The sequence below is a fragment of the Pigmentiphaga sp. H8 genome (assembly GCF_003854895.1).
Classification (GTDB): domain Bacteria; phylum Pseudomonadota; class Gammaproteobacteria; order Burkholderiales; family Burkholderiaceae_B; genus Pigmentiphaga.
In genome coordinates this window covers 3,629,598-3,650,441 of the sequence record NZ_CP033966.1, presented here as the reverse complement: position 1 = coordinate 3,650,441, position 20,844 = coordinate 3,629,598, and the positions used below count along the sequence as shown (strand labels likewise).

22 protein-coding genes are annotated in these 20,844 nt (G+C 68.0%); 19 read left to right on the top strand and 3 right to left on the bottom strand.

Going from position 1 to position 20,844, the window contains the following annotated elements; genetic code table 11:
* Window positions 1-113: 113 nt before the first annotated feature.
* A complete protein-coding gene (locus tag EGT29_RS17205) occupies window positions 114-1,022 on the bottom strand; it encodes a LysR family transcriptional regulator (RefSeq protein WP_124690125.1) in 909 nt (302 codons plus the stop codon).
* Between the two features lie 104 nt (window positions 1,023-1,126).
* On the opposite strand from EGT29_RS17205, the gene EGT29_RS17200 reads away from it, so the two are divergent.
* From EGT29_RS17200 to EGT29_RS17155, 10 genes are all read left to right on the top strand, one after another.
* Complete coding sequence (locus tag EGT29_RS17200; RefSeq protein ID WP_124690124.1) at window positions 1,127-1,729, top strand: amino acid synthesis family protein; 603 nt, start codon at window positions 1,127-1,129, stop codon at window positions 1,727-1,729.
* Window positions 1,726-2,517, top strand: a complete 792-nt coding sequence (locus EGT29_RS17195; RefSeq protein WP_124690123.1) for an alpha/beta fold hydrolase — start codon at window positions 1,726-1,728, stop codon at window positions 2,515-2,517. The genes EGT29_RS17200 and EGT29_RS17195 overlap by 4 nt, the downstream gene beginning before the upstream one ends.
* Before the next feature lie 35 nt (window positions 2,518-2,552).
* Window positions 2,553-3,527, top strand: coding sequence for a tripartite tricarboxylate transporter substrate binding protein (locus EGT29_RS17190; protein ID WP_124690122.1), 975 nt, complete (start codon window positions 2,553-2,555; stop codon window positions 3,525-3,527).
* Window positions 3,528-3,806: 279 nt separating this feature from the next.
* Window positions 3,807-5,021: a MarR family transcriptional regulator gene (locus tag EGT29_RS17185; RefSeq protein WP_124690121.1), complete on the top strand. Its 1,215-nt coding sequence runs from the start codon at window positions 3,807-3,809 to the stop codon at window positions 5,019-5,021.
* Between the two features lie 220 nt (window positions 5,022-5,241).
* A complete protein-coding gene (locus EGT29_RS17180) occupies window positions 5,242-6,291 on the top strand; it encodes an ABC transporter substrate-binding protein (protein WP_124690120.1) in 1,050 nt (349 codons plus the stop codon).
* Between the two features lie 139 nt (window positions 6,292-6,430).
* On the top strand, window positions 6,431-7,201 hold the full coding sequence (locus EGT29_RS17175; protein WP_238160061.1) for an ABC transporter ATP-binding protein: 771 nt from the start codon (window positions 6,431-6,433) through the stop codon (window positions 7,199-7,201).
* A complete protein-coding gene (locus tag EGT29_RS17170) occupies window positions 7,198-8,025 on the top strand; it encodes an ABC transporter permease (protein ID WP_124690118.1) in 828 nt (275 codons plus the stop codon). Before EGT29_RS17175 ends, EGT29_RS17170 begins: the two co-directional genes overlap by 4 nt.
* Complete coding sequence (locus tag EGT29_RS17165; RefSeq protein WP_161567854.1) at window positions 8,018-8,854, top strand: ABC transporter permease; 837 nt, start codon at window positions 8,018-8,020, stop codon at window positions 8,852-8,854. The genes EGT29_RS17170 and EGT29_RS17165 overlap by 8 nt, the downstream gene beginning before the upstream one ends.
* 58 nt (window positions 8,855-8,912) lie before the next feature.
* Window positions 8,913-10,448: an FAD-dependent monooxygenase gene (locus tag EGT29_RS17160; RefSeq protein WP_161567853.1), complete on the top strand. Its 1,536-nt coding sequence runs from the start codon at window positions 8,913-8,915 to the stop codon at window positions 10,446-10,448.
* Window positions 10,449-10,455: 7 nt separating this feature from the next.
* Window positions 10,456-11,352, top strand: coding sequence for an NAD(P)H-binding protein (locus EGT29_RS17155; protein ID WP_124690115.1), 897 nt, complete (start codon window positions 10,456-10,458; stop codon window positions 11,350-11,352).
* On the opposite strand, the gene EGT29_RS17150 is transcribed toward EGT29_RS17155, so the two are convergent.
* Together EGT29_RS17150 and EGT29_RS17145 are read right to left on the bottom strand one after the other, a co-directional pair.
* Window positions 11,321-12,289: a tripartite tricarboxylate transporter substrate binding protein gene (locus tag EGT29_RS17150; protein ID WP_124690114.1), complete on the bottom strand. Its 969-nt coding sequence runs from the start codon at window positions 12,287-12,289 to the stop codon at window positions 11,321-11,323. The genes EGT29_RS17155 and EGT29_RS17150 overlap by 32 nt on opposite strands.
* Window positions 12,290-12,293: 4 nt before the next feature.
* Window positions 12,294-13,208, bottom strand: a complete 915-nt coding sequence (locus EGT29_RS17145; protein ID WP_124690113.1) for an alpha/beta hydrolase — start codon at window positions 13,206-13,208, stop codon at window positions 12,294-12,296.
* 311 nt (window positions 13,209-13,519) lie between these two features.
* Here EGT29_RS17145 and pssA point away from each other — a divergent pair, with 311 nt between their 5' ends.
* The 9 genes from pssA to EGT29_RS17100 all read left to right on the top strand — a co-directional run bounded on the left by pssA (window position 13,520) and on the right by EGT29_RS17100 (window position 20,646).
* Window positions 13,520-14,305, top strand: a complete 786-nt coding sequence (gene pssA, locus EGT29_RS17140; RefSeq protein ID WP_192901759.1) for a CDP-diacylglycerol--serine O-phosphatidyltransferase — start codon at window positions 13,520-13,522, stop codon at window positions 14,303-14,305.
* Window positions 14,306-14,408: 103 nt separating this feature from the next.
* A complete protein-coding gene (locus EGT29_RS17135) occupies window positions 14,409-15,950 on the top strand; it encodes a 2-isopropylmalate synthase (protein WP_124690111.1) in 1,542 nt (513 codons plus the stop codon).
* On the top strand, window positions 15,950-16,480 hold the full coding sequence (locus EGT29_RS17130; RefSeq protein ID WP_238160059.1) for a GNAT family N-acetyltransferase: 531 nt from the start codon (window positions 15,950-15,952) through the stop codon (window positions 16,478-16,480). Before EGT29_RS17135 ends, EGT29_RS17130 begins: the two co-directional genes overlap by 1 nt.
* A gap of 154 nt (window positions 16,481-16,634) precedes the next feature.
* The gene (locus EGT29_RS17125) at window positions 16,635-17,381 is read left to right on the top strand and encodes a serine protease (RefSeq protein ID WP_161567852.1); all 747 of its coding nucleotides are present in this window, start codon (window positions 16,635-16,637) and stop codon (window positions 17,379-17,381) included.
* A gap of 32 nt (window positions 17,382-17,413) precedes the next feature.
* Window positions 17,414-17,914 (top strand): YbaB/EbfC family DNA-binding protein, encoded by a 501-nt coding sequence (locus EGT29_RS17120; protein WP_124690109.1) that lies wholly within the window; start codon window positions 17,414-17,416, stop codon window positions 17,912-17,914.
* Window positions 17,915-17,966: 52 nt separating this feature from the next.
* A complete protein-coding gene (locus EGT29_RS17115; protein ID WP_124690108.1) occupies window positions 17,967-18,197 on the top strand; it encodes a hypothetical protein in 231 nt (76 codons plus the stop codon).
* Window positions 18,198-18,358: 161 nt separating this feature from the next.
* Window positions 18,359-19,027, top strand: coding sequence for a secretin and TonB N-terminal domain-containing protein (locus tag EGT29_RS17110; protein ID WP_124690107.1), 669 nt, complete (start codon window positions 18,359-18,361; stop codon window positions 19,025-19,027).
* Window positions 19,024-19,632 (top strand): RNA polymerase sigma factor, encoded by a 609-nt coding sequence (locus tag EGT29_RS17105; RefSeq protein ID WP_124690106.1) that lies wholly within the window; start codon window positions 19,024-19,026, stop codon window positions 19,630-19,632. The genes EGT29_RS17110 and EGT29_RS17105 overlap by 4 nt, the downstream gene beginning before the upstream one ends.
* Before the next feature lie 18 nt (window positions 19,633-19,650).
* Window positions 19,651-20,646 carry a FecR domain-containing protein gene (locus tag EGT29_RS17100; RefSeq protein ID WP_238160058.1) on the top strand — a complete coding sequence of 332 codons (996 nt, stop codon included), beginning with the start codon at window positions 19,651-19,653 and terminating at the stop codon, window positions 20,644-20,646.
* Window positions 20,647-20,844 lie beyond the last annotated feature (198 nt).

The window sequence follows — 20,844 nt, the reverse complement described above, 5'->3', positions numbered from 1 at the left end:
CCCCAGGGGGCGGCACTGGTGGACCGGCGGAGCCGGATCCACTGTGCCCTGGGTCTGGAGCCTCCACGGATGTTCGTGGGGGCTTTTTCTTTTTGGGGCGTTCAGTTTGCCGGTCAGGAGAGGAGTTCGCCGCCTTTGTCGGCGGCGAGCTCGCGCATCAGGTCGACCAGCAGGTCGTGCATGTGGCGGGCGGCGGGGGAGAGGCTTTGGCCGGGGCGCGTGACCAGGCCGACGGTGCGGGCGATGACGGGGCGGTGCAGGCGGACGAAGGCCAGTTTGTGGCGGCGTGCCGGGCGGGCCAGGGTGGGAAGGATGGTGATGCCCAGGCCCGAACGCACGCTGGCGATGAGCGAGGTCCGGTTGGTGACGGTCATGCCGGGCGTGGCCACCCATGGCGGGATGTCGGGGTGGCGCAGGGCTTCGAAGGTGGCGTTGGCGATCAGGCGTTCGCCCTGGAGTTCGTTCCAGTCCACGGGCTTGCGCCGTCCGGCCAGGCGATGCGAGGGCGGGCAGATGATGCCGAATTCGTCGCGCGCGATGGGCAGGAAGTCCAGCCGGGGTTCGTCGGCCAGGAGGCCGGCGATGCCGATGTCGACTTCGCCGCTCAGCACCAGCTGGCGCACGGCCTGCGAAGGCATGTCGATGGCCCGCAGGCGGACCTGGGGAAACCGGCGGGTGTAGCGGTCCAGGATGTCGGGCAGCCATTCGTCCGCCAGCGAAGGCATGACCGCCAGCGACACCGAGCCGTGGCGCGCCTGCGCCAGTTCGTTGGCTTCCAGCCGGACGCGGTCGTGGATCGCCAGCAGTTCGCGGAACAGGGGCAGCAGGCTCCAGCCCAGCGGCGTGGGGCGGGCCCGTTTGCCGGGTTCGAACAGGGCGGCGCCCACCTGGCGTTGCAGGTCGTCCATGGCGGCGGAGACGGCGGCCTGCGAACGGAAGGTGGCCTGGGCCGCCGCGAGGAAGCTGCCGCTGTCGACGGCGGCCACGAATTGCCGCAGGTGCTGGATCTTGAATGGGTCCATGCGGGTTCCGGAAATTCAGGTTTTCCGAATTTTATTTCCACAAATTTGCCTTGGCAAAATCTGGAGCCGTGGCGACCATGTCCCCAGGACAAGAAGGAGGTCGCATGACGCTGGAAGTGCGCAAGGTCGTTTCGTATGTCGAGGAAACGCGGGTGGAAGGGGGCAGGAAGGCCGGGCGGCCCCTATTGATGGTGCTGAGCGCCGCGGTCCTGAAGAATCCGTGGGCGGGAAAGCCATACACCGAGGACCTGCGCCCGGAGATCTTGCGCATCGCGCCGCCGCTGGGCGATCTGCTGGTCGGGGAAATCCTGAAGCACACGGGATCCGGCGAGCGCGTGGAAGGCTATGGCAAGGCCGCCGTGGTCGGGGCCGACGGCGAGGTCGAGCACGCCTCGGCGCTGATCCATACGCTGCGTTTCGGGAACACGTACCGGAACGCGGTGGGCGGCACGAGCTACCTGAGTTTCACCAACTCGCGCGGCGCGATGGGCTGCCCCATCGTCGTGCCGATGATGCACAAGAACGACGAGGGAATGCGGTCTCATTACCTGACGGTGCAGGCGACCATCGCTGACGCGCCGGCGGCGGATGAAGTCGTCGTCGCGCTGGGGGCCAGCGTGGGCGGCCGGCCGCACCACCGCATCGGCGATCGCTATCAGGACATGCGCGAGATGGGACTGGATCCGTCCGGGAAGGAGGCCCCGTGACCTGGCCGACCCGCGTGGTCCGCAGCGGCACGGGCAAGCCCGTCGTCCTGATCCACGGCGTCGGCCTGGATCTGGGTATGTGGGACGAACTGGCGCAGGCGCTGGGGGGCGAGTTCGAACTGATCCGCTATGACATGCTGGGGCACGGCGGCACACCCTTGCCGGCGGGCGAGGTAGGGCTGGACCGGTACGTGGCGCAACTGGGCGAGGTACTGCGCGCGGAAGGCTTGCGCCACCCGTGCGTGGTGGGATATTCGATGGGCGGCCTGGTGGCCGGGCGTTTTGCCGCGTGCCATCCTGGCGACGTGGGGAAGCTGGTGCTGATGAGCACGGTCTTTCGCCGTACCGAAGCCGAGCGCCACGCCGTGCGGGCCAGGCTGGAGCAGGCCGAGGACGGGGACGAGGTGGCGAGCGCGCAGGCATCCGTCGAGCGCTGGTTCTCGCCCGCCTTCATCCAGGCGGCGCCGGGCCGTGTCGAGGCGATCCGGCAACGGCTGCTGGCCAACCGGCGCCAGGATTTTCTGGCGGCCTATCGCATCTTCGCCGGCGCGGATGGCGTTCTGCCCGAGGCGGCGCCGCAGATCCGCTGTCCGGCCCTGGTGCTGACGGGCGACCAGGACACCGGGTCCACGCCCCGCATGGCCGAGGAGTTGGCGCGGTCCATTCCCGACGCCGCGCTGCGGATCGTGCCGGGACAGAAGCACATGTTGCCCGTCGAGGGCGTGATGGCTGCCGCGGCGGCGCTCAGGGACTTCCTGGGGCCCGGCGGTACGCGAAGGGCCGCCTGAGCGGCCCGCACCCATACCAAGCAAGGAGACAAGACATGCAACGCAGACACATGCTGGGCGCGATGGCCGCGCTGGCGTCCTCGGCCTACCTGGGGAAGGGGCACGCGCAGGGCGCGGGCGGCAACGCGCCGCTGCACGTGGTGGTGCCGTTCCCGCCCGGCGGCGGCACCGACGTGCTGGGGCGCGCGATCGGCTACCGGCTGGAAAAACTGCTGGGCCGGCCGGTCGTGGTCGAGAACAAGCCCGGGGCCAGCGGCATCGTCGGCGCCGAGTACGTGGCCAAGTCCGATCGCGACGGCAACACGCTGCTGTTCTCGGGGCTGGTGCCGTCCGTGCGCTACTACAGCCGTCCGCTGTCGCAGATCGGCGCGGAACTGGCGCCGGTGTGCATGATCGCCCGTTCGCCCTATCTGGTCGCGGTCAATCCCGGCGTGCCGGCGAAGACGCTGGGCGAGTTCGTGCAACTGGCCAAGAGCAAGCCCGGCACGCTGACTTTCGGTTCGCCGGGCAATGCCACGCCGCAGCACCTGGCGACGGAGCGTTTCCGTTCCCAGGTCGGCATCGACATCCTGCACGTGCCGTATCGCGGCACGGGGCCGATGATGACCGACCTGCTGGGCGGCCAGATCCAGCTGGTGTTCGCGACGGTGGCGGCGGCCGAGCAGCACGTGAAGTCCGGCCGCCTGCGCGCGCTGGCGGTGACCAGCGCCGACCGGCTGGATCGCCTGCCCGACGTGCCCACCGTGGCGGAGGCGGGCATCCCGGACTTCGTGGCCGAGATCGCCTTCGGCACCTATGTCGCGGCGGGCACCGCGGCGGCGGCGATAGGCGGCCTGAACCGGGCGATCAACCAGGCGCTGACCGATGCGGAGGTGCGCGGCAAGCTGATCGAGCAGGGTTTCATTCCCGTGGGCGGCGCGCCAGCGGACCTTGAAAAAAGCCTGCTGGCCGAGGTCAAGGCGGTGTCCGACCTGGTCCGCTCGGGCAAGGTGCGCATCGACGCCGCCTGACGCCGGGCCCGTCTCGTCAGCGGCGGGGACCGTGCATCCATCCGCCGCGCGTGTTGCGGCCGGCAGGGGTTTGGAGCAATGCGGTCGTCTTCATGGTGAACCTCCTCGTGCGCCGGGCACAGGCAAAAAGTCGCAAGCCTTGATTGAGGAAACGCTCGATGACGGGACCATGCTGCGGCCGCCGGCTTACGCGAGTCTTAATTCGGCCTCCATGTTCTCTCCCGGTGGTTTCCGTAAGGAATACGGTAGAATGCCGTACAAATTACGGAGATAGTCGGCATGGCCAAGACCGAACGATTCGAAATGCGCCTGGACGAGTCGTCCGGGGCCGCCATCGACGCCTGGCGCGACGCGCACATGGCGGGCGCATCGCGGGCGCAGGCGGTCCGGGCGCTGATCGAGCGCGGCCTGGCGGGCGCGCCTGCCGGCGGTCCCCGGTTCAGCGACGGCGAGAAGACCCTGATGGCCTTCATGGGCGACCTGTTTCGCCACCTGGGCGCGCCGGCGGAGCGGGTGGATGCCGTATGCCGGGGATTCGCGACCGGCAATCACTGGGCCGCTGATCTGGAGATGGGCGGGCTGTACAGTCCGGCGTCCTCGTCGGCATCGCCGGACGACGCCCGCTTCGTGCTGTCGGTGCTCGAAATGTGGGAAGTGTTCGAGTCCGCGTTCGAGGATTTTTCCGAGGCCCAGCGGGCACAGGTGCTGGGCGGCGAAGGCGCGCAGCGGCGCGGGCGGGGTGCGCGCCGGCCCGCGGAGCTGCGGTTTGCCGGTTTTGATGCGGTCCATGAGCCCGAGTTGCTGCGGATCGCGGAATTCCTGGTGCGCGAGATGCGGCGCTTCGGGCGTTTCGCCGGGCGCAGCCTGGTGGCGGCTCAAGGTGGGGCGCGCCGGGATCATGCGGCCCGCCTGCGTTACTACGAAAGGCTGCTGCCCACGCTGGCGGGGCGTCGGCCGACCCCCGACGAGGTGCGCGAATTCCTGTGGCTGCGCGCCGAGACGTCCGGAGCTGAGCCGGCGGCCGGCGGCCGCGGCGTGTCCCATCTCAAGGAGTTTTCGTTCCATCGCTTCGGCCTGCTGGCGCCGCGCGTCAATGCGCTCAGCCGGGTGCTGACCCGCAGCGCGGTGCAGTTCGCCAAGGCGGAGTACGGGCTTTCGCAGGTCGAATGGCTGGCGGTCACGCTGCTGGGGGCGTTCGAGCCGGTCTCCATCGGCGAACTGGCCTACCACGCGATGCTGGATGCCGGCCAGATGAGCCGGACGGTGTCCGGGCTGGTCGAGCGCGGATTCGTCGAACGCCGGCGCAGCGAGGAAGACAGCCGCGAGACCGTGCTGACGCTGACCGGGGAAGGCGAGGAGATGCGCCGGCGCCTGGCGGACGCGGCGGCGGCCCGCAATCGGCACGTGGTCGGGGACCTGCCGGAAAGCGAGCTTGCCGTCGTCTATGCCCGCCTGGATGGCTTCATTGCCCGGGCCCGGCAGTTGGTGGACTGACGGTTCAAGCCTTGAAGTATGACTTATTCATTTAATTGTGCAGAGGCTTAAGGGTTTGCTGTTTTTCGTGAAGTCCTTGATTTAACGGGAAATAACGAAATTCATAGGGTTGGCTGGAGGTGGTGTTAGGGAAAACTCCAGCGCTTTTATGTTTGACTATATCAAATAAAAAATCGCAGAATGCCTCCTGTTGCGTTCCATTCGATCCAGGAGCCCTGCGATGCCGGTTTTATCCCTTGGTGCTTTTCCTTCATCGATCACCGCCGCGCGAGGAGTGTTGATCCTGGCGCTGTCGGCCGGTGCCTTGCCCGCGCTTGCCGCCGAAGGCGATGCCTGCGCGGCGGTGGACCTGTCCGGGGCCAAGTCCTCGCCGGTCGCCATCCGCTACGGCACGACCGGCGGCGGCGAGGAGCCGTTGGCGCTGCTGTGGGCGGACCAGGCCAGCTATCCCGGCAATGGCAAGTTCTACACCATGCAGGTCACGGAGTTCACGTCCACGGACCGCATGACGGCCTTCCAGGCCGGGCAGATCGACGCCGGCACGATCAGCTTTCCCTCGCTGGTGACGGCGGTGCACGTGGGCATCGACGCGCGGGCGGTCGCCTCGCTGGTCCAGGTCAACGAGGCCGACAACGAAGGCGCGTTCGCATCGTTGTCCAGCGGCGGCATCCGCGACATCAAGGATTTCAAGGGCAAGAAGGTCGGCTACTACGGGCCGAATACCATCAGTGAATACTGGGTCAAGAGCGCGCTGCGGCGCGCGGGCATGAAGCCGAACGACGTCTCGTTCGTATCGCTGCCGCCGCCCGCCCAGGAGCAGGCCTTGCGCAACGGCCAGATAGACGTGGCCTGGCTGGCCCGCCAGTTCCTGTTCAAGGCGAAGTCCGCGGGCGGCGTGGAAACCATCATGACGCCGTTCCAGGCCACGGGCGGAGCCAGCCAGCCCAGCCTGCTGATCTTCTTCTCGCCCAGGTTCATCAAGGCCCATCCTCAGGCCTATTGCGCGTGGCGCAAGGATTACCAGCAGGCCCTGGCCAACTGGTCGGCCAACCGCGAGGCGGCCTATCCGAAGCTGATCGCCGCCAAGTACGTGACGCCGTTCTCGGCCAAGGCCGGTGCCGACGGCGGACGCAGTCCCGACGGCGCGGTTTCGCTGGCCGAGTTCGACGCCACGATGAAGGACATGGCGACTTCCCGCTTCCTGCCGCCGTCCATGGTGCAGCCCGCCGCCAAGCTGGTGATGCCGGGCTATTCCTTGACCAGGAAATAAGCCCACCCCCTACCCGCTGCGCGGGCCCCCTCAAGGGGGCGGCACGGGCGGACTGGCAAAGCCAGATCCGCCGTGCCCTGGGCACTCAGGTTGTGTGGGTGTTTTAGCTCGAGGAGTTCTCTTGTTAGAAGTCAAAAGGGTGACGAAGACGTTTCGTCGCGGCAAGCACGTCGTCAATGCGCTGAGCGAGGTGGACCTGACGGTTCGCAAGGGCGAGTTCCTGACCATATTGGGCCCCAGCGGCTGCGGCAAGACGACCTTGCTGCACATGCTGGGGGGCTTCGAGTTCCCGACCGAGGGCAGTGTCGAGATCGAGGGCCGGCCCATTACCGGTCCCGGCCGTGATCGCGGCATGGTCTTCCAGGAGGCCATGCTGTTCCCGTGGCGCACGGTGCGGGCCAACGTGGCCTGGCCGCTGCAGGTGGCCGGCACGCCCAGGCGCGAGGCGCATGCGCGGGCCGACGAACTGTTGGCCAGGGTCGGCCTGGCGCGGTTCGGCAATGCCTATCCCGGCGAACTGTCCGGCGGCATGCGCCAGCGCGCGGCGCTGGCGCGGACGCTGGCGATGGAGCCCAGCGTGCTGCTGATGGACGAGCCCTTCGGCGCGCTCGACGCGCAGACGCGCGAGGTCATGCAGGAGGAACTGACCCGGCTGTGGCAGGCCTCGGGCCTGACGGTGGTCTTCATCACGCACGACATCAACGAGGCCATTTTCCTGGGCGACCGAGTAGTCGTGATGGGGGCCTCGCCCGGCCGCGTGGTCGAGGACTGCGCCATCGAGCTCGCCCGGCCGCGTTCGTCGGAAACCAAGGCCGATCCGCGCATTCTCGAATATCGTTCGCATCTGTGGGAAGTGCTGCGCCGCGAGTCGGCGCGGAGCACGCCCGCGATGGCGGAGGCCGGGCGATGAGCACGTCGGGCAGCATGGCCGCGCAACTGATGCGCAGGCAATCCTTCCCGGGCGCCTCGCGCGAACGGACCTGGCTGATATCGAGCCTGTTCACGATGTTCGTCCTGGCGGCGTGGGAAGCACTGGCGATGGCGGGCGTCCTGCCCGCATACATCTACGGGCCCATCGAGATCGCCCGGGCCTTCGTCGAACTGGCCCGCGGCGGCGACCTGGCCGCGCAGACCGGGCCTAGCCTCTACCGCGCCCTGAGCGGCTTTTTCATCGGCAGCGCCATCGGCGTCATGCTCGGCCTCCTGGCCGGCGTCTCGCGGGTGTTCCGCGACCTGTTCGACCTGACCCAGTCGTTCACCCATCCCATTCCCAAGATCGCGCTGTTTCCGGCCATCGCGGTGCTGCTGGGCTTTACCGACAAGTCGCGCATCCTCGTGATCGCCATCAGCGCCTTCTATCCGTCCTACCTGAACGCGATGAACGGCGCGCTGGGCATCAACGCGCGGCTGCTCTGGGTGGCGCGCAACGCCGGCGCCTCGAAGCTGCGCACCTTCTTCCAGGTGGTGGTGCCGGCGGCCATGCCGCGTGCGCTGGTGGGCGTGCGCATCAGCCTGATGATTTCCTTCGTCCTGATGGTCGCCACCGAGGTGGTCGGGCATTCCAACGGCCTGGGCGCCGGCCTGATGGAGGCGTACCGCGATGGCGAGTATGGCGCCATGTACGCGGGCATCGTCGCCGTCGCGTTGTGCGGCGTGGTCTCGAACGCCGTGCTGCAACTGGTGGTGCGTGCCCTGAGCGGTGGCCGCCATGCGGGAGGGGGCGGCCATGGCTGATGCCGATATCCGCGCGGCCCGTCCGCTTTCCGGAGCGGTGCGAGGCAGGTCCGCGGACCGGGGCCTGGCTGCGATCCTGCTGTCGAGTCCGGTGCTCAAGGCACTGGGCCTGGCCGCGGTGCTGGGGGCCTGGCAGTTCTACGCCACGGTGAACGGCACGCGCCTGACGCCGGGCCTGGAGGTCATCGGGCAGAGCTTCATGCAACTGCTGGAAGACGGCGAATTGCTGGAGCACGCCGCGGTCACGCTGACGCGCGGTTTCGCCGGGCTGGCGATCTCGTTCCTGGTGGCGGGCCTGCTGGGTTTCGTGGCGGCCCGCAACTGGGTGGTGGATGCCGCGCTGGGCCCCTTCGTCACCTTCGGCTACCCGGTGCCCAAGCTGGCGCTGTACCCGGTCATCATCCTGCTGTTGGGACTGGGCGCGGGCTCGCGTATCGCCCAGGTGGCGCTGGAGTGCTTCTTTCCGATCTTCGTGCATTGCTACGCCGGCGCCCGCGCCGTCGCGCCGAAGATGGAGTGGCTGGCCCGCAATACCGGCGCCGGCCGCTGGCGGCTGCTGGCCGACGTGATCGTGCCCAGCGCGCTGCCCTTCGTGTTCACCGGCCTGCGCGTGGCGGTGCCCATCATGCTGATCGTGATGACCGTGACCGAGTTCATCGGCGATTCGCAGGGCCTGGGCTACCTGATCGCGCGCTCGGCATCGTATTTCGATACCGCATCGGCCTTCGCCGTGGTCGCCACGCTGGGCGCGATCGGCTTCGTCAGCGACCGGATCGTCGTCAAGCTGCGCAGCCGCGTGGTGTTCTGGGAGAAAGGCGCATCTCTCTGACCGTCAGTCCCCGACCTGTCCGTTTTCCCCACATACTATCTTTCATAAGAGCTACATCGTGAGCACAGAGCATATCGACGTCGTGATCGTCGGCGCCGGCCTGGCCGGTCTTTCCAGCGCGGTCTTCCTCGGCATGAACGGCGTGAAGGCGCTGGTGGTCGAGCGCCGCGAAGGCACCTCCATCCTGCCGAAAGCGCGCGGCGCCAACCCGGTCACCATGGAGGCCCTGCGCACCGCCGGCCTGGCCGAGGCCATCCACAAGGCCATGCCGCCGGGCAAGCCGGCAATCACCTCGGTGGTGTCGGAAAGCCTGACCGGCAAGGTGCTCTACGATCACGTCGCGCACCGACCCGACTTCTCCATGTTCTCGCCCGAGCGTCCGGGCATGGCCAGCCAGGCCCGCGCCGAAGAGGCATTGCTGCGCCGCGCGCTGGAACTGGGGGCGCAGGTGCGCTTCAAGACCCGCTGCGAAGCGCTGGCGCAGGACGACGAGGGCGTGGACCTGACGCTGTGCGACATGGAAACCGGGCAGGCCCGCACGGTGCGCGCCAAGTACGTGATCGCCTCCGACGGCATACGCGGCAGCATCGCCGGCTGGCTGGGCATAGGCACGCACGGCCTGGGCGCGATCAAGTCGGTCACCGCCGTGCGCTTCAACGCCGACCTGACCCAATGGGCGGGCGACAACGCCATGGTCATCCACTACCTGCAGAACCCTGCGCTACCCGATGGCGCGGGCGTGCTGGTCAGCACCGACTACAAGGACGAATGGGTCGCCAACATGTCCGCTGATCCCGAGCGCGACGAGGCCGGCATGCGCGAGATCATCAAGATCATGACCGGCCTGCCCGACCTGGACTTCGAGATCATCGGCACGGTCAGCTACGACTACGGCCATCGCATCGCCGACCGCTTCCGCGCCGGCCGCGTGCTGCTGACGGGCGACGCCGCGCACGTGATGCCGCCCACCGGCGGGCAGGGCGGCAATACCGCCGTGCAGGACGGCTACTACCTGGGCTGGAAGCTGGCTGCGGTCATCCAGGGCAAGGCCGGCCCGTCGCTGCTGGACAGCTACGAGATCGAACGCCAGCCCTACGCGGAAGAGGTCTGCAACTGGCAGGTCGCCAACCTGGCCGAGCGTCGCCGCATCGATACGCTGGCCGAACGCATCGGCGCGCCGCTGGACCATGCCACGCTGCTGTTCGGCTACATCTGCCCGCCCAACGGAGCACTGGTGCCCGAGCCCGGCACCGAGGACCAGCGCTTCGAGCATCCCGCGCGGGCCTCGGGACGCCCGGGTGCGCGCGTGCCCTATGTCGAGCTGGAGGGCGTGGATGGCGGAAGGGTTGCTCCGCGTCATTTGCTGGGGCCGTGGTTCATGGCCTTCACGGCCGTGCCGGGCGGCGCCGAGGCGGCCCGGGCGGCCGCCGATGAGCTGGGCATCGAGCTGAAGGCTTATCCGGTCAAGTCCACGGCCCCGCTGCATGCCGGCGAACGGCAGACCGTCCTGGTGCGGCCCGATGGCGTCGTGGCCTGGCGTGGCGCCGACAACGCCGGCATCGGCCGCGCGCTGCGCACGGTCCTGTGTCGCTGAGCGCGCCATGATCCTGGTGACCGGCGCGACCGGCAACGTCGGCGGGTGCGTGGTGCGCCGCCTCGTGCAGGCCGGCGAGCGCGTGCGGGCCCTGGCGCGGGATCCCTCGGCCGCCGCTTTTCCCGCCGGCGTGGAAGCTTGCGCGGGGGACCTGTCCGCGCCCGGAAGCCTGGCGCATGCGTTCGAGGGCGTGGACCGCCTGTTCCTGTTCACACCCGCATCCGGTACCGGGTCGATCGTGCGCGTGGCCCGCGAGGCGGGCGTGCGGCGGGTCGTGCTGCTGTCCTCGGCCGCCACCCAGAAGGCCGATCCCCGCATCAATCCCATCGCGGCGCGCCATGCCGCCGCCGAAGCGGCGGTGCGCGAGGCGGGGCTGCGCTGGACCTTCCTGCGGCCGGACAGTTTCGCCGCCAACGCCTGCGCCTGGGCCGACTCCATCCGCCGCGAAGGCGTCGTGCGGGCGGCGTATCCCGACGCGCAGCGCAACCCCATCCACGAGGACGACGTGGCCGCGGCGGCGGTGGCGGCATTGCTGGATGCCGCGCACGAGGGCCATGCCTATGCGTTGACGGGGCCCGCCGTCATCACCCAGGCGGGCCAGGTGCGGGCCATTGCCGAGGCCATCGGCAAGCCGCTGCGCTTCGAGGCGTTGACGCGGGAGCAGGCCCTGGCCGCGCGCCCGGCCGGCACGCCGGTCGAGGTCGCGGAGCGACTGCTCGACTATGCGCTGAAATCGGTGGCGACCGCGCCCGCGGTTACCGATGCGGTCGAGCGGGTGACGGGCCGTCCGGCCCGCGCGTTCGCGCAGTGGGCGCGCGACCACGCGGCGGCGTTCACCCAGCCGGAAACGCCAACCGGGGCGATACCCGCCGTCAATCGATCCGGATATCCAGGCCGCGGATGACGTCGCCCCACATGCGGTTCTCCTGCGCCATGTATTGCGCCAGTTCTTCCGGCGTGGACATTGCGACGTCCACGCCTGCCCCGGCCAGGGCTTCACGCGCCTCGGGCTTGGACAGTCCGGCGCGTACCGCCTCGTTCAGGCGCGCGACGATGTTCCTGGGCATTCCCGCCGGCCCCAGCAGCGCCAGCCACACCACCGCGTCGTAGTCCGGGACGCCCGCTTCGGCCAGGCTGGGCACGTCCGGCAGTTGGGCGTTGCGGCGCGTGCTGGTGACGCCCAGCGCCTTGATCTTGCCGCTCTTGACGTGCGGCAGGCCGTTGGACACGGCTGCGAAGCTGGTTTCCACGAAGCCCGCCGCCAGGTCCTTCATGGCGCCGCCGCTGCCGCGATAGGGAACGTGTTCCAGCTTGGCGCCGGACTTGGCCAGGAACAGCGCTCCCATCAGGTGCTGCGTGCTGCCGTTGCCGGATGAGGCGTATCGGAGGTGGGAGCCGTTCGACTTGGACAGCGTGATGAGTTCCTGCACCGACTGGACGGGCAGCTTGGTGTTGACGAAAAGCACGTACGGGCTGTCCGCCAGCTTGGCGATGGGCGTGAAGCTCTTGATCGGATCGTAGTCCAGGTTCTTGTACAGCCGGTGGCTGGTGACGTGGTTGGTCGAGACGATCTCGAGGGTGTAGCCGTCGGGAGCCGCCTTGGCCACGAAGTCCGTGCCTATGGTCGAGCCGGCGCCGGGCTTGTTCTCGACGATGAAGGACTGGCCCAGCGCGCTGCTGAGCTGTTGGGTGACGACGCGCGCCACGACATCGGTGAAACCGCCGGGTTCGAAAGGGACGATGACCTTGACCGGACGTTCCGGATAAGTCTCGGCGGCCCCTGCGTGCAGCGAAAGTGCGAGCAGCGGTGCCGCCCATGCCATGCCGTGGATGCGCTTCATGGAGTCAACCTCCGTATCGGGCTTCGGGGAGCGTGAGAAAGGCGTGCAGGATGTGATAGACGCGCAGGTAGTTCTTCTGCTGGAAGCTGGCGTGCGAGATGCCCGACATGACGGTGAACTGCTTGTCCATGTTGGGCAGCCGTTCGAAGAAGCGCATCAGGTCGTCGAAGCTGGCGATGCCGTCGTATTCGCCGCGCATGACCAGGGTCGGCACCCGCAGGTGCAGCGGGTCGATCAGCGGCAGCTTCGAGCACATGTCCACGTAGGTTCCCGTGGGCATGGAATCGTCCAGGGTCAGGATGGCGTCGGCGAAGGCCTCGACGGTGGCGTCGTCGGCGGTGCCGGGGTGGTCGCGGTTGAAGATGCTGTGGACGAAGGCGCGGTCGATGGGGCGACGCGTCCTGGCCTGGAACTCGGGCAGTTTCTTGGCGCGTTCCTTCAGGGTGGGGCTGCCTTCGCCGGTCCAGACGAAGGCATCGAGCGCGATGCGGGCGACGCGCTCGGGATGGCGCTGCGCGAACAGCGCTGCCTTCAGCGCGCCCGACGAGATGCCGTAGACGAACAGCGGCTTGCCGCCGTTGCGCGCCAGGATGTATTGCGATCCCGCGGCGAGGTCGTCGGCGCCGTTGGCGATGTCGAAATTGATCGGTCGGTGCTTGTCGGAGCGGCCGTAGCCTTCGTTGTCCATGCACCAGGTGTCGAATCCCCGGCGGGCGAACCAGTCCATGACGGAGGAGTCCGGCCTGCCGGGGACTGACAGGTCGAACGTGGGCTGCGAAGCCATGGACGAGCCGTGCACGAAAAGGATCGTGCCGGCGAACGGAACATCGGTGGCGGCCGGTTTCTGCCACAGGAACAGGCGGATGTCGCCCTTCGTGGTCCAGTGCTCGGTACCGCCGTGCCATTCTACGTGGGGCATGCTGTCTCCAATTGGTACAACTATGGTTTTTGTGTTTGTACCAATCTAGCAGCGCGGCGTTTTGCAAGTCAATAGAAAGGGAATCGGAAAATGGCCTGGAGAATCAGGGATATCCAGGATTAAATGGAGTTTCAACGTATCTCGAAAAGTGGCGTCAAAAGTGGACCATTTGGTTTTATCTGCGGAAATTGGTCTTGGTGCGAGCTTCCCGCGCCAGCCCCGCGCAATTGGCCTGCCGGCATGGCTTCGGTTAACCTTCACCTCATGCTCAAAACCACTCTTTCTCCTTATTCCATGGGGGGCATTGCAACGTGGGTGCACCTCGACCATCCCTCTTCCGGCGGAGTCCAGTCGTGAAAGATCTGGAGCATCGCCACCGCGGCATCTACCTGCTGCCCAACGCATTCACGACGGCGGCCCTGTTCGCCGGCTTCTACGCCATCGTGCAGGCCATGAACGACCGCTTCGAGGCGGCGGCCATCGCCATCTTCGTCGCGATGGTGCTCGATGGCATGGACGGGCGCGTCGCGCGCCTGACCAATACCCAGTCGGCATTCGGCGAACAGTACGACTCGCTGTCGGACATGACTTCGTTCGGCGTGGCGCCGGCGCTGGTCATGTACGAATGGATCCTGACCGGCCTGGGGCGGTGGGGCTGGCTGGCGGCCTTCATCTACGTGGCCGGCGCGGCATTGCGGCTGGCCCGTTTCAACATCAACACCGGTGTGGTGGACAAGCGCTTCTTCCAGGGGCTTCCCAGCCCCGCGGCGGCGGCGCTGGTGGCGGGATTCGTCTGGCTGGCGGTCGACAACAAGCTGCCCATCCGCGAACTGTGGATGCCCTGGGTGGCCTTCGGCCTGACCGTCTACGCGGGCGTCAGCATGGTGTCGAACGCGCCGTTCTTCAGCGGCAAGTCCTTCGCGCTGGGGCGCAGCGTGCCGTTCTGGACCATCCTGCTGGTGGTGCTGGCCTTCGTCTTCATCTCCAGCGACCCTCCCATCGTGCTGTTCGCGCTGTTCGTGATCTACGGCCTGTCCGGCTACGTGCTGTGGGGCATGAAATGGAAAAAGAGCAGAAGGCCTTCCTCCATGTCCTGACAGGCGTTCCCGAGGAAAAAAGCGGAAAAAGGCGGCCCAGCTTGAAAAGCAGGGCCGCTTTTTTGTGGGGGGGTAAAATCCCCTCTTGGAAGGAGAGATAGTCATGAGCGACAAACTGATCGTTTTCGATACCACGCTGCGCGACGGCGAGCAAAGTCCCGGCGCCTCGATGACGCACGAGGAAAAGGTCCGCATCGCCAAGCAGCTCGAGAAGCTGCGCGTGGACATCATCGAGGCGGGGTTCGCCGCGGCCAGCAATGGCGATTTCGAATCGGTCCGCGCCATCGCGCTGGCCATCAAGGATTCCACCGTCTGTTCACTGGCGCGCGCCAACGACCGCGACATCTCGCGGGCGGGCGAGGCGCTGCGGGGCGCGAACAGCGCGCGCATCCATACCTTCATCGCGACCAGCGCGCTCCACATGGAGAAGAAGCTGCGCATGACGCCCGACCAGGTCTTCGAACAGGCCCGGCTGGCGGTGCGCTTCGCGCGCCAGTACACGGACAACATCGAGTTCTCGCCCGAGGACGGCAGCCGCTCGGATCCGGATTTCCTGTGCCGGGTCCTGGAAGCGGTGATCGCCGAAGGCGCCACCACCATCAACGTCGCCGATACCGTCGGCTATGCGGTGCCCGAGCAATATGGCGAGTTCATCCGCAAGCTGCGCGAGCGCATTCCCAATTCCGACAAGGCGGTCTGGTCTGTCCACTGCCACGACGACCTGGGCCTGGCCGTGGCCAATTCGCTGGCCGGCATCAAGATAGGCGGCGCCCGCCAGGTCGAGTGCACGATCAACGCCCTGGGCGAGCGCGCCGGCAACTGTTCGCTGGAAGAAGTGGTGATGGCGGTGAAGACCCGCAAGGACTACTTCGGCCTGGACGTGGGCATCGACGCCACGCAGATCATGCCGGCCTCGCGGCTGGTGTCGGGCATCACGGGCTTCGTCGTGCAGCCGAACAAGGCCATCGTCGGCGCCAATGCCTTCGCGCACGCCTCGGGCATCCACCAGGACGGCGTGCTCAAGGCGCGCCAGACCTACGAGATCATGCGTGCCGAGGACGTCGGCTGGGCGGCCAACAAGATCGTGCTGGGCAAGCTGTCCGGGCGCAACGCGTTCAAGCAGCGCTTGCAGGAACTCGGCATCGAGCTCGATTCCGAGCAGGCGGTGAACGAGGCCTTCGCGCGCTTCAAGGATCTGGCGGACCGCAAGTCCGAGATCTTCGACGAAGACATCCACGCGCTGGTGTCGGGCGAGCAGGGCGAAGCCGGCGAGGGCGCCTACCGGTTCGTCGCGCTCGCGCAGCGCTCGGAAACGGGCGAGCGGCCCCACGCCCGCGTGGTGTTCTCGGAGAACGGCAAGGAGGTGGTGGCCGAGGCGCAGGGCAACGGGCCCGTCGATGCCACGGTGAACGCCATCGAAAGCCATACCCGCAGCGGCGCCGAACTGCTGCTGTTCTCGGTCAACGCCATTACCACCGGCACCGAGTCGCAGGGCGAGGTCACCATGCGGCTGTCCCGCTCCGGCCGCATCGTCAACGGCGTGGGTGCGGATCCCGACATCGTCGTGGCGGCGGCCAAGGCCTATCTGTCGGCGCTGAACAAGCTGCAATCGCCGGTGGAGAAGGTGCACGCTCAGGGGATCTGATGTCCGGCTCCCTCCGTTTTCCGGCGGGCTTCGCCGTCCAGGCGATGCAGCCGGCCGACGTCGAGGCCGTACTGGTGGTGCAGGCCCAGGCCTACGCCGGCTTCGACCTGCTCGAGGATGCGGGCTTCTTCCTGAATCGCATCGAACTGTCGCCGCGCACCTGCTGGATCGCGCGCGGCGACGGCGAACTGCTGGGCTACCTGGTGTCCTATCCCTGGACGCTGGGCGAGCCGCCGCAGCTCAATGTCCCGCTGCGGGCCCTGCCCGCGGGGGCGCATAGCTGGTTCGTGCACGATTGCGCGGTGGCGCCCGCCGCCGCCGGCCGGGGCGTGGGCCGTGCCCTGGTCAGCGCCGGACTGCGCCATGCGCGTACGTCGGGCCTGGCCTGCGCGACGCTAGTATCGCTGGGGCTGGCCAGGCCCTACTGGGCCGCGCTGGGCTTCGAACCCGTGGCGACGGATCCCGGCCTGCTCGACGGCTATGGTGCCGATGCCTGCTACATGCGCCGCCTGCTGAGCGCGGAACGCTGACGCCTCGCTTTCCTCTTCGCCGTGTGAAATTTTCGTGACAACCGGGGGTTTCGCCGGCCGATTTCCGTCTAGATAGAAATAGCGGAATGTCCGACATATTCCGGCAATCACCCCGAGGCACTTTGTGCGGCTGACTTTTCAACGAGGGGGGCGCGTGGATACGGCGACTCGCCATCGCGCGGTTTCCGTGGCGGCATGCGCCGCGCTGGTATCCCCGCTCGCATGGGGGCAGGCCGCCGTTTCGCCGCGGCTGTCGGCGACGGCGGAGACCCATGCCACCGGCGTCTTCCTGAATCCGCAGGGCGACGTACTGACGGCTCGTCATGCCGTCGAGCATTGCCGGGACATCCTGGCCGTCAAGGACGGCAGGGTGGTGCAGGCGCGTGTGCGCGCCATCAGCAACGAGCGCGACCTGGCCGTGCTGGGTACGGACCTGGTGCCTTACCTCAGCGCCACCTTTCCCGAACGCGCGCGGGCAGTTGAGGGGAGCGCGGGCGTGTTCACCGAGGCCTACAGCGTATTGCAACGCATGCCGCAACGCGGCAGCGTGTTGAGCAATGCCTTGACCGTGCCGGGTGGCGAGGATCTGAACCTGATATCGGGGGTCAAGCCGGGCACCAGCGGCAGCGCGGTGCTGCGCGGCGACGGATTGGTGGCCGGCGTGGTGGTCGAGCGCGTGGCACGGTGGCCGGGTGCGGCCACCGGCATGCTGAGCCGCGCATCCGGCGGCGCCGTGTTGCAGGGGCCCTCGCAGGTGCGCGCGATTTCCGCCGAACAGGTCAAGGCCTTCCTGCGCGACAACGGTATTGCCTTCACCCAGAGCGACGTTCCGCAGCTTGCCCCCAACCAGTCGCCAGCCGCCCGTGCCGCCACGCTGGCCGTCGGCATCCTGTGCGGCTGACGCTGTTTTCCCACTTTTGCGCGTTGTCGACCATGGCACAGATTTCTTCTTCGAATCGATCCAGCTCTCGCGGGCGCGGCGGCCCGTTCGCCCGCGTCCGGGAGCGCCTCCTCCGCCTCGCCGGTGCCCTGGGACTGGGGCTGACCACGGCGGCGGGCAGTCCCGCCGCGGCGCAGGCGCCCGCGCAACCGGTGCCGCAGCACTGGATCAGCTATGCGCAGATGACCGGCAATCAGTTCCAGGCCTGGCTGAGCGACCCCGACAGTGAGACGGTCCAGCGGCTGCATGCCTGGATGCAGGAGCGGATGTTGCAGGAAGGGCCGGCCGTGCCGCCGGCGCCCTTGATCGTGCGCGTCTGGGTGGGGCAGGCGGGCAAGGTCGAACGGCTGGAGTTCGCGTCGCTGGGGCAGCCCCAGGTGGACGAGGACCTGCGCGCGCTGCTGACTGCTCAGCCCTTGTCCGAACCGCCTCCGCCGGACATGCGCCAGCCCATGGTGCTGCAACTGGAACTCAGCTTTGTGGCCAAGGGCTAGGCGGCCAGGCGGTCTTTGCCTGGCGGAACTGAGCCCCGGCGAGACCGCGCCCATGGCGGCCTGGCGCGACCGGCTGCGGGTGGCGGTGAACGTGCCCATCGACCGCTTCGAGACGCTTTCTCGGCCGGCCCTTGCCGCGGCGCAGGATCCCGCGATGCCGCTGGGTATGGTCGTGCGCCCCCTGTTGCCGCAGGAACTGCAGGTCCTGCGCATCGAGGCCGGACTGCTGGTGCAGCGAAGGGGAGCGAGGGTGTTCGTAGCGCTGGAGCTGCCGGCGCGGTGAAACGGATGTAATCCCGTTGTCACGCCTGCCGGCTACGATGCGGCGGCCTTGCCGCATGTCCGGTCCAGCCGTGCGGCCCTGAAGAACTTCCGCGTTTGGGGTGGAATGTCCTGCCAGCCGTTGCCTGCCTGTCAGCCCGTCGCCTGCACGTTCGTGTGCGCATGATGTTGCTTGCCTGGATCCTGGGGCCGTTCTGCTGCGGCTTCGCTCATATCGCCGCCGCGGCGCAGGCAGCTGGACGAGCGGCCGACGCGGCCGTCCGGACCGAGCCCGCCGCGTTCGCTATCGACAGCCAACCCCTGCACGATGCGTTGCAGGCCTACAGCCAGGCGACGGGACGGTCGGTGCTCTATGACGCCGGCCAGGTGGTCCACCTGCGGTCGATGGCCGTCCACGGCGCCCTGGATCCCGACGCCGCCTTGGCCGCCCTGTTGCAGGGAACCGGGATGCAGGCCAGGTTCGCCTCGACCGGAGCGTTCGTGATCGTGCCGGTCGAGCCACCGGCGTCAACCGCGGTGCACGGCGAAGGAGGGATCGCGCTTCATGCCGCTTTCTACGGCCGGGTGCAGCGCGTGGCCACCAGCATTCTTTGCGCCGACGCCGGCCTGTCGATCGGCCGGTACCGGTTGGCCATCAGTGCCTACGTCAGCGGCTCCGGCGAGCTGCGGCGGGTCAAGGCCGCGGCCCAGGGGCATGCCGAACTCGAACCCCGCATCGAAGCCAGCCTGGAAGGGGCGCGGCTGGAAATCGAGCCGCCGCCGGCGCTGATTCAGCCGATCGTGCTGCTGGTGACGCAGCAGGCGGGCCGCCTGAAGGCCTGCGCATCATGACCGGCGGCGGCCTGGCCGAACTGAAGCGGCTGTTTGCCGAACGCTACGAAACGCTCAAGGCGCAGTTGGTCAGGCGCCTGGGGTCGGCGGAGCTGGCGAGCGATGCGCTGCACGATGCCTATGTACAACTGGCGGATCGGGAGGGTTTGAACGAAGTCAGGCATCCCCAGGCCTACCTGCTGCATACCGCCGTCAATGCCGCGATCGACAAGCTGCGCGGCACGCAGCGTTACCTGAGCGCCGACGAAGTGGCCGACCTGTACGAACTGGCGGACCCCGCGCCCGGTCCGTCGCGCGTGGCGCAGGCCCGCTTCGATCTGGGGCGCGCGGCCGATGCGCTGGCCGCCTTGCCGGCCAGGCAGCGCGACATACTGTACGCCGCGCGGGTCGATGGCCTGACGCTGAAGGAGCTGGCCCAGCGCTGGGGGGTATCCACGCGGCTGATCAGCCGGGAGCTGCAGGCGGCGCACGAATTCTGCGCGCGCCATATGGAGGCGGCGGGGGAAACGGTGGGGGCCGCTTCGGGCCGTTTCGGCAGAGATGGCAACAAATTGTCAGATCCCGCAGAAAAGCGTGCGCATATCCGCGTCTCCAAACGTCTATAAGAAGAAGGAAAAACGAACATGGACACCAGGCTCCACGGCATGACGGCAGGAGGCCCTATGAACGATCCCGGCGCGGACGGCGTCGACGCCGTGTTGCAGCAGGCGCGTGCCTGGGCGCGGCGGCTGGCGGTCGGCCGTCCGACCACCGCCGACGCCGAGGCCCTGCGCCGTTGGTGCGCGCAGAGCGCCGTGCATGCGCAGATGTGGCGGCGGGCGAGCGCGGAATGGCGCGACATGGGCGAAGTCCTGCAGACGGTTCGGCGCCAGATCCCGGCGGCGCGGATCGCGCGGCCGGTCTCGCCGGGCCGCCGATGGTTCGTCGGCGCCGCGGTCGCCACGGCCGCGGGCGTGGTGGGCATGGTGAATCCGCCTCTGGGGCTGTGGCCTTCGTGGTCCGAGATGGGGGCGGATTACCGCACGGCCGTGGGCGAACAACTTAGCGTGGCCCTGAGCGCGCACATCCAGCTGCTGTTGAATACTCAGACCAGCATCACGGTAAGGGAAGCTGATCCCCTGCGGGTCGAGCTGATTGCCGGCGAGGCCGAGATCCGCAGCGATGGCCGGGCGCCGCTCGAGATCCAGGCCGGATCGGGCCGCATCCGGCTCGCGGCGGGATGTGTGGAGGTCAGGCATCTGGCCAACGAGGAAACCCGGGTGCTGTGCACCGAGGGCCGGGCCGAGGTCCGCCATGCCCACGGCGTCCTGACTCTGAACGCCCGCGAGTCGGCTTCGTACGGCGCCGGCCGGATGCTTGCCGCCCTGGGCGGCGAGCCCGCCGTGCCCTCGGGTTGGCGCCAGGGATACATCGTCTTCCACGATACGCCGCTGACGGATGCCGTGGCCGAGATCAACCGCTATCGCAGTGGCCGCGTGATCCTGATGAGCGACGAACTGGCCCGCCAGCGCATCAGCGGCCGCTTCACCATCCAGGATACCGATCAGGCCATCACCCTCATCCAGCAGCTCTATGCCGCCCACGTCCGCCGCGTGGCGAACGTCGTGATGCTGGGGTGACCTGTCACTAAAAATTCATGCGGGTTTCTGTTCCATCTTTTTTTCGGGTGGCGTCTATACGGACATAGGGGTGCGCGGCTTGCGCGCCCGAGCTGATTCATCTGTCTAGGATCCGACCCGATATGTCCGTGCCCGCCCAGCCTGTCGCTTCGTCCCGTGTGACGTTCTCAATCCGATCTGCGCGTTGCGCCGCGTGGC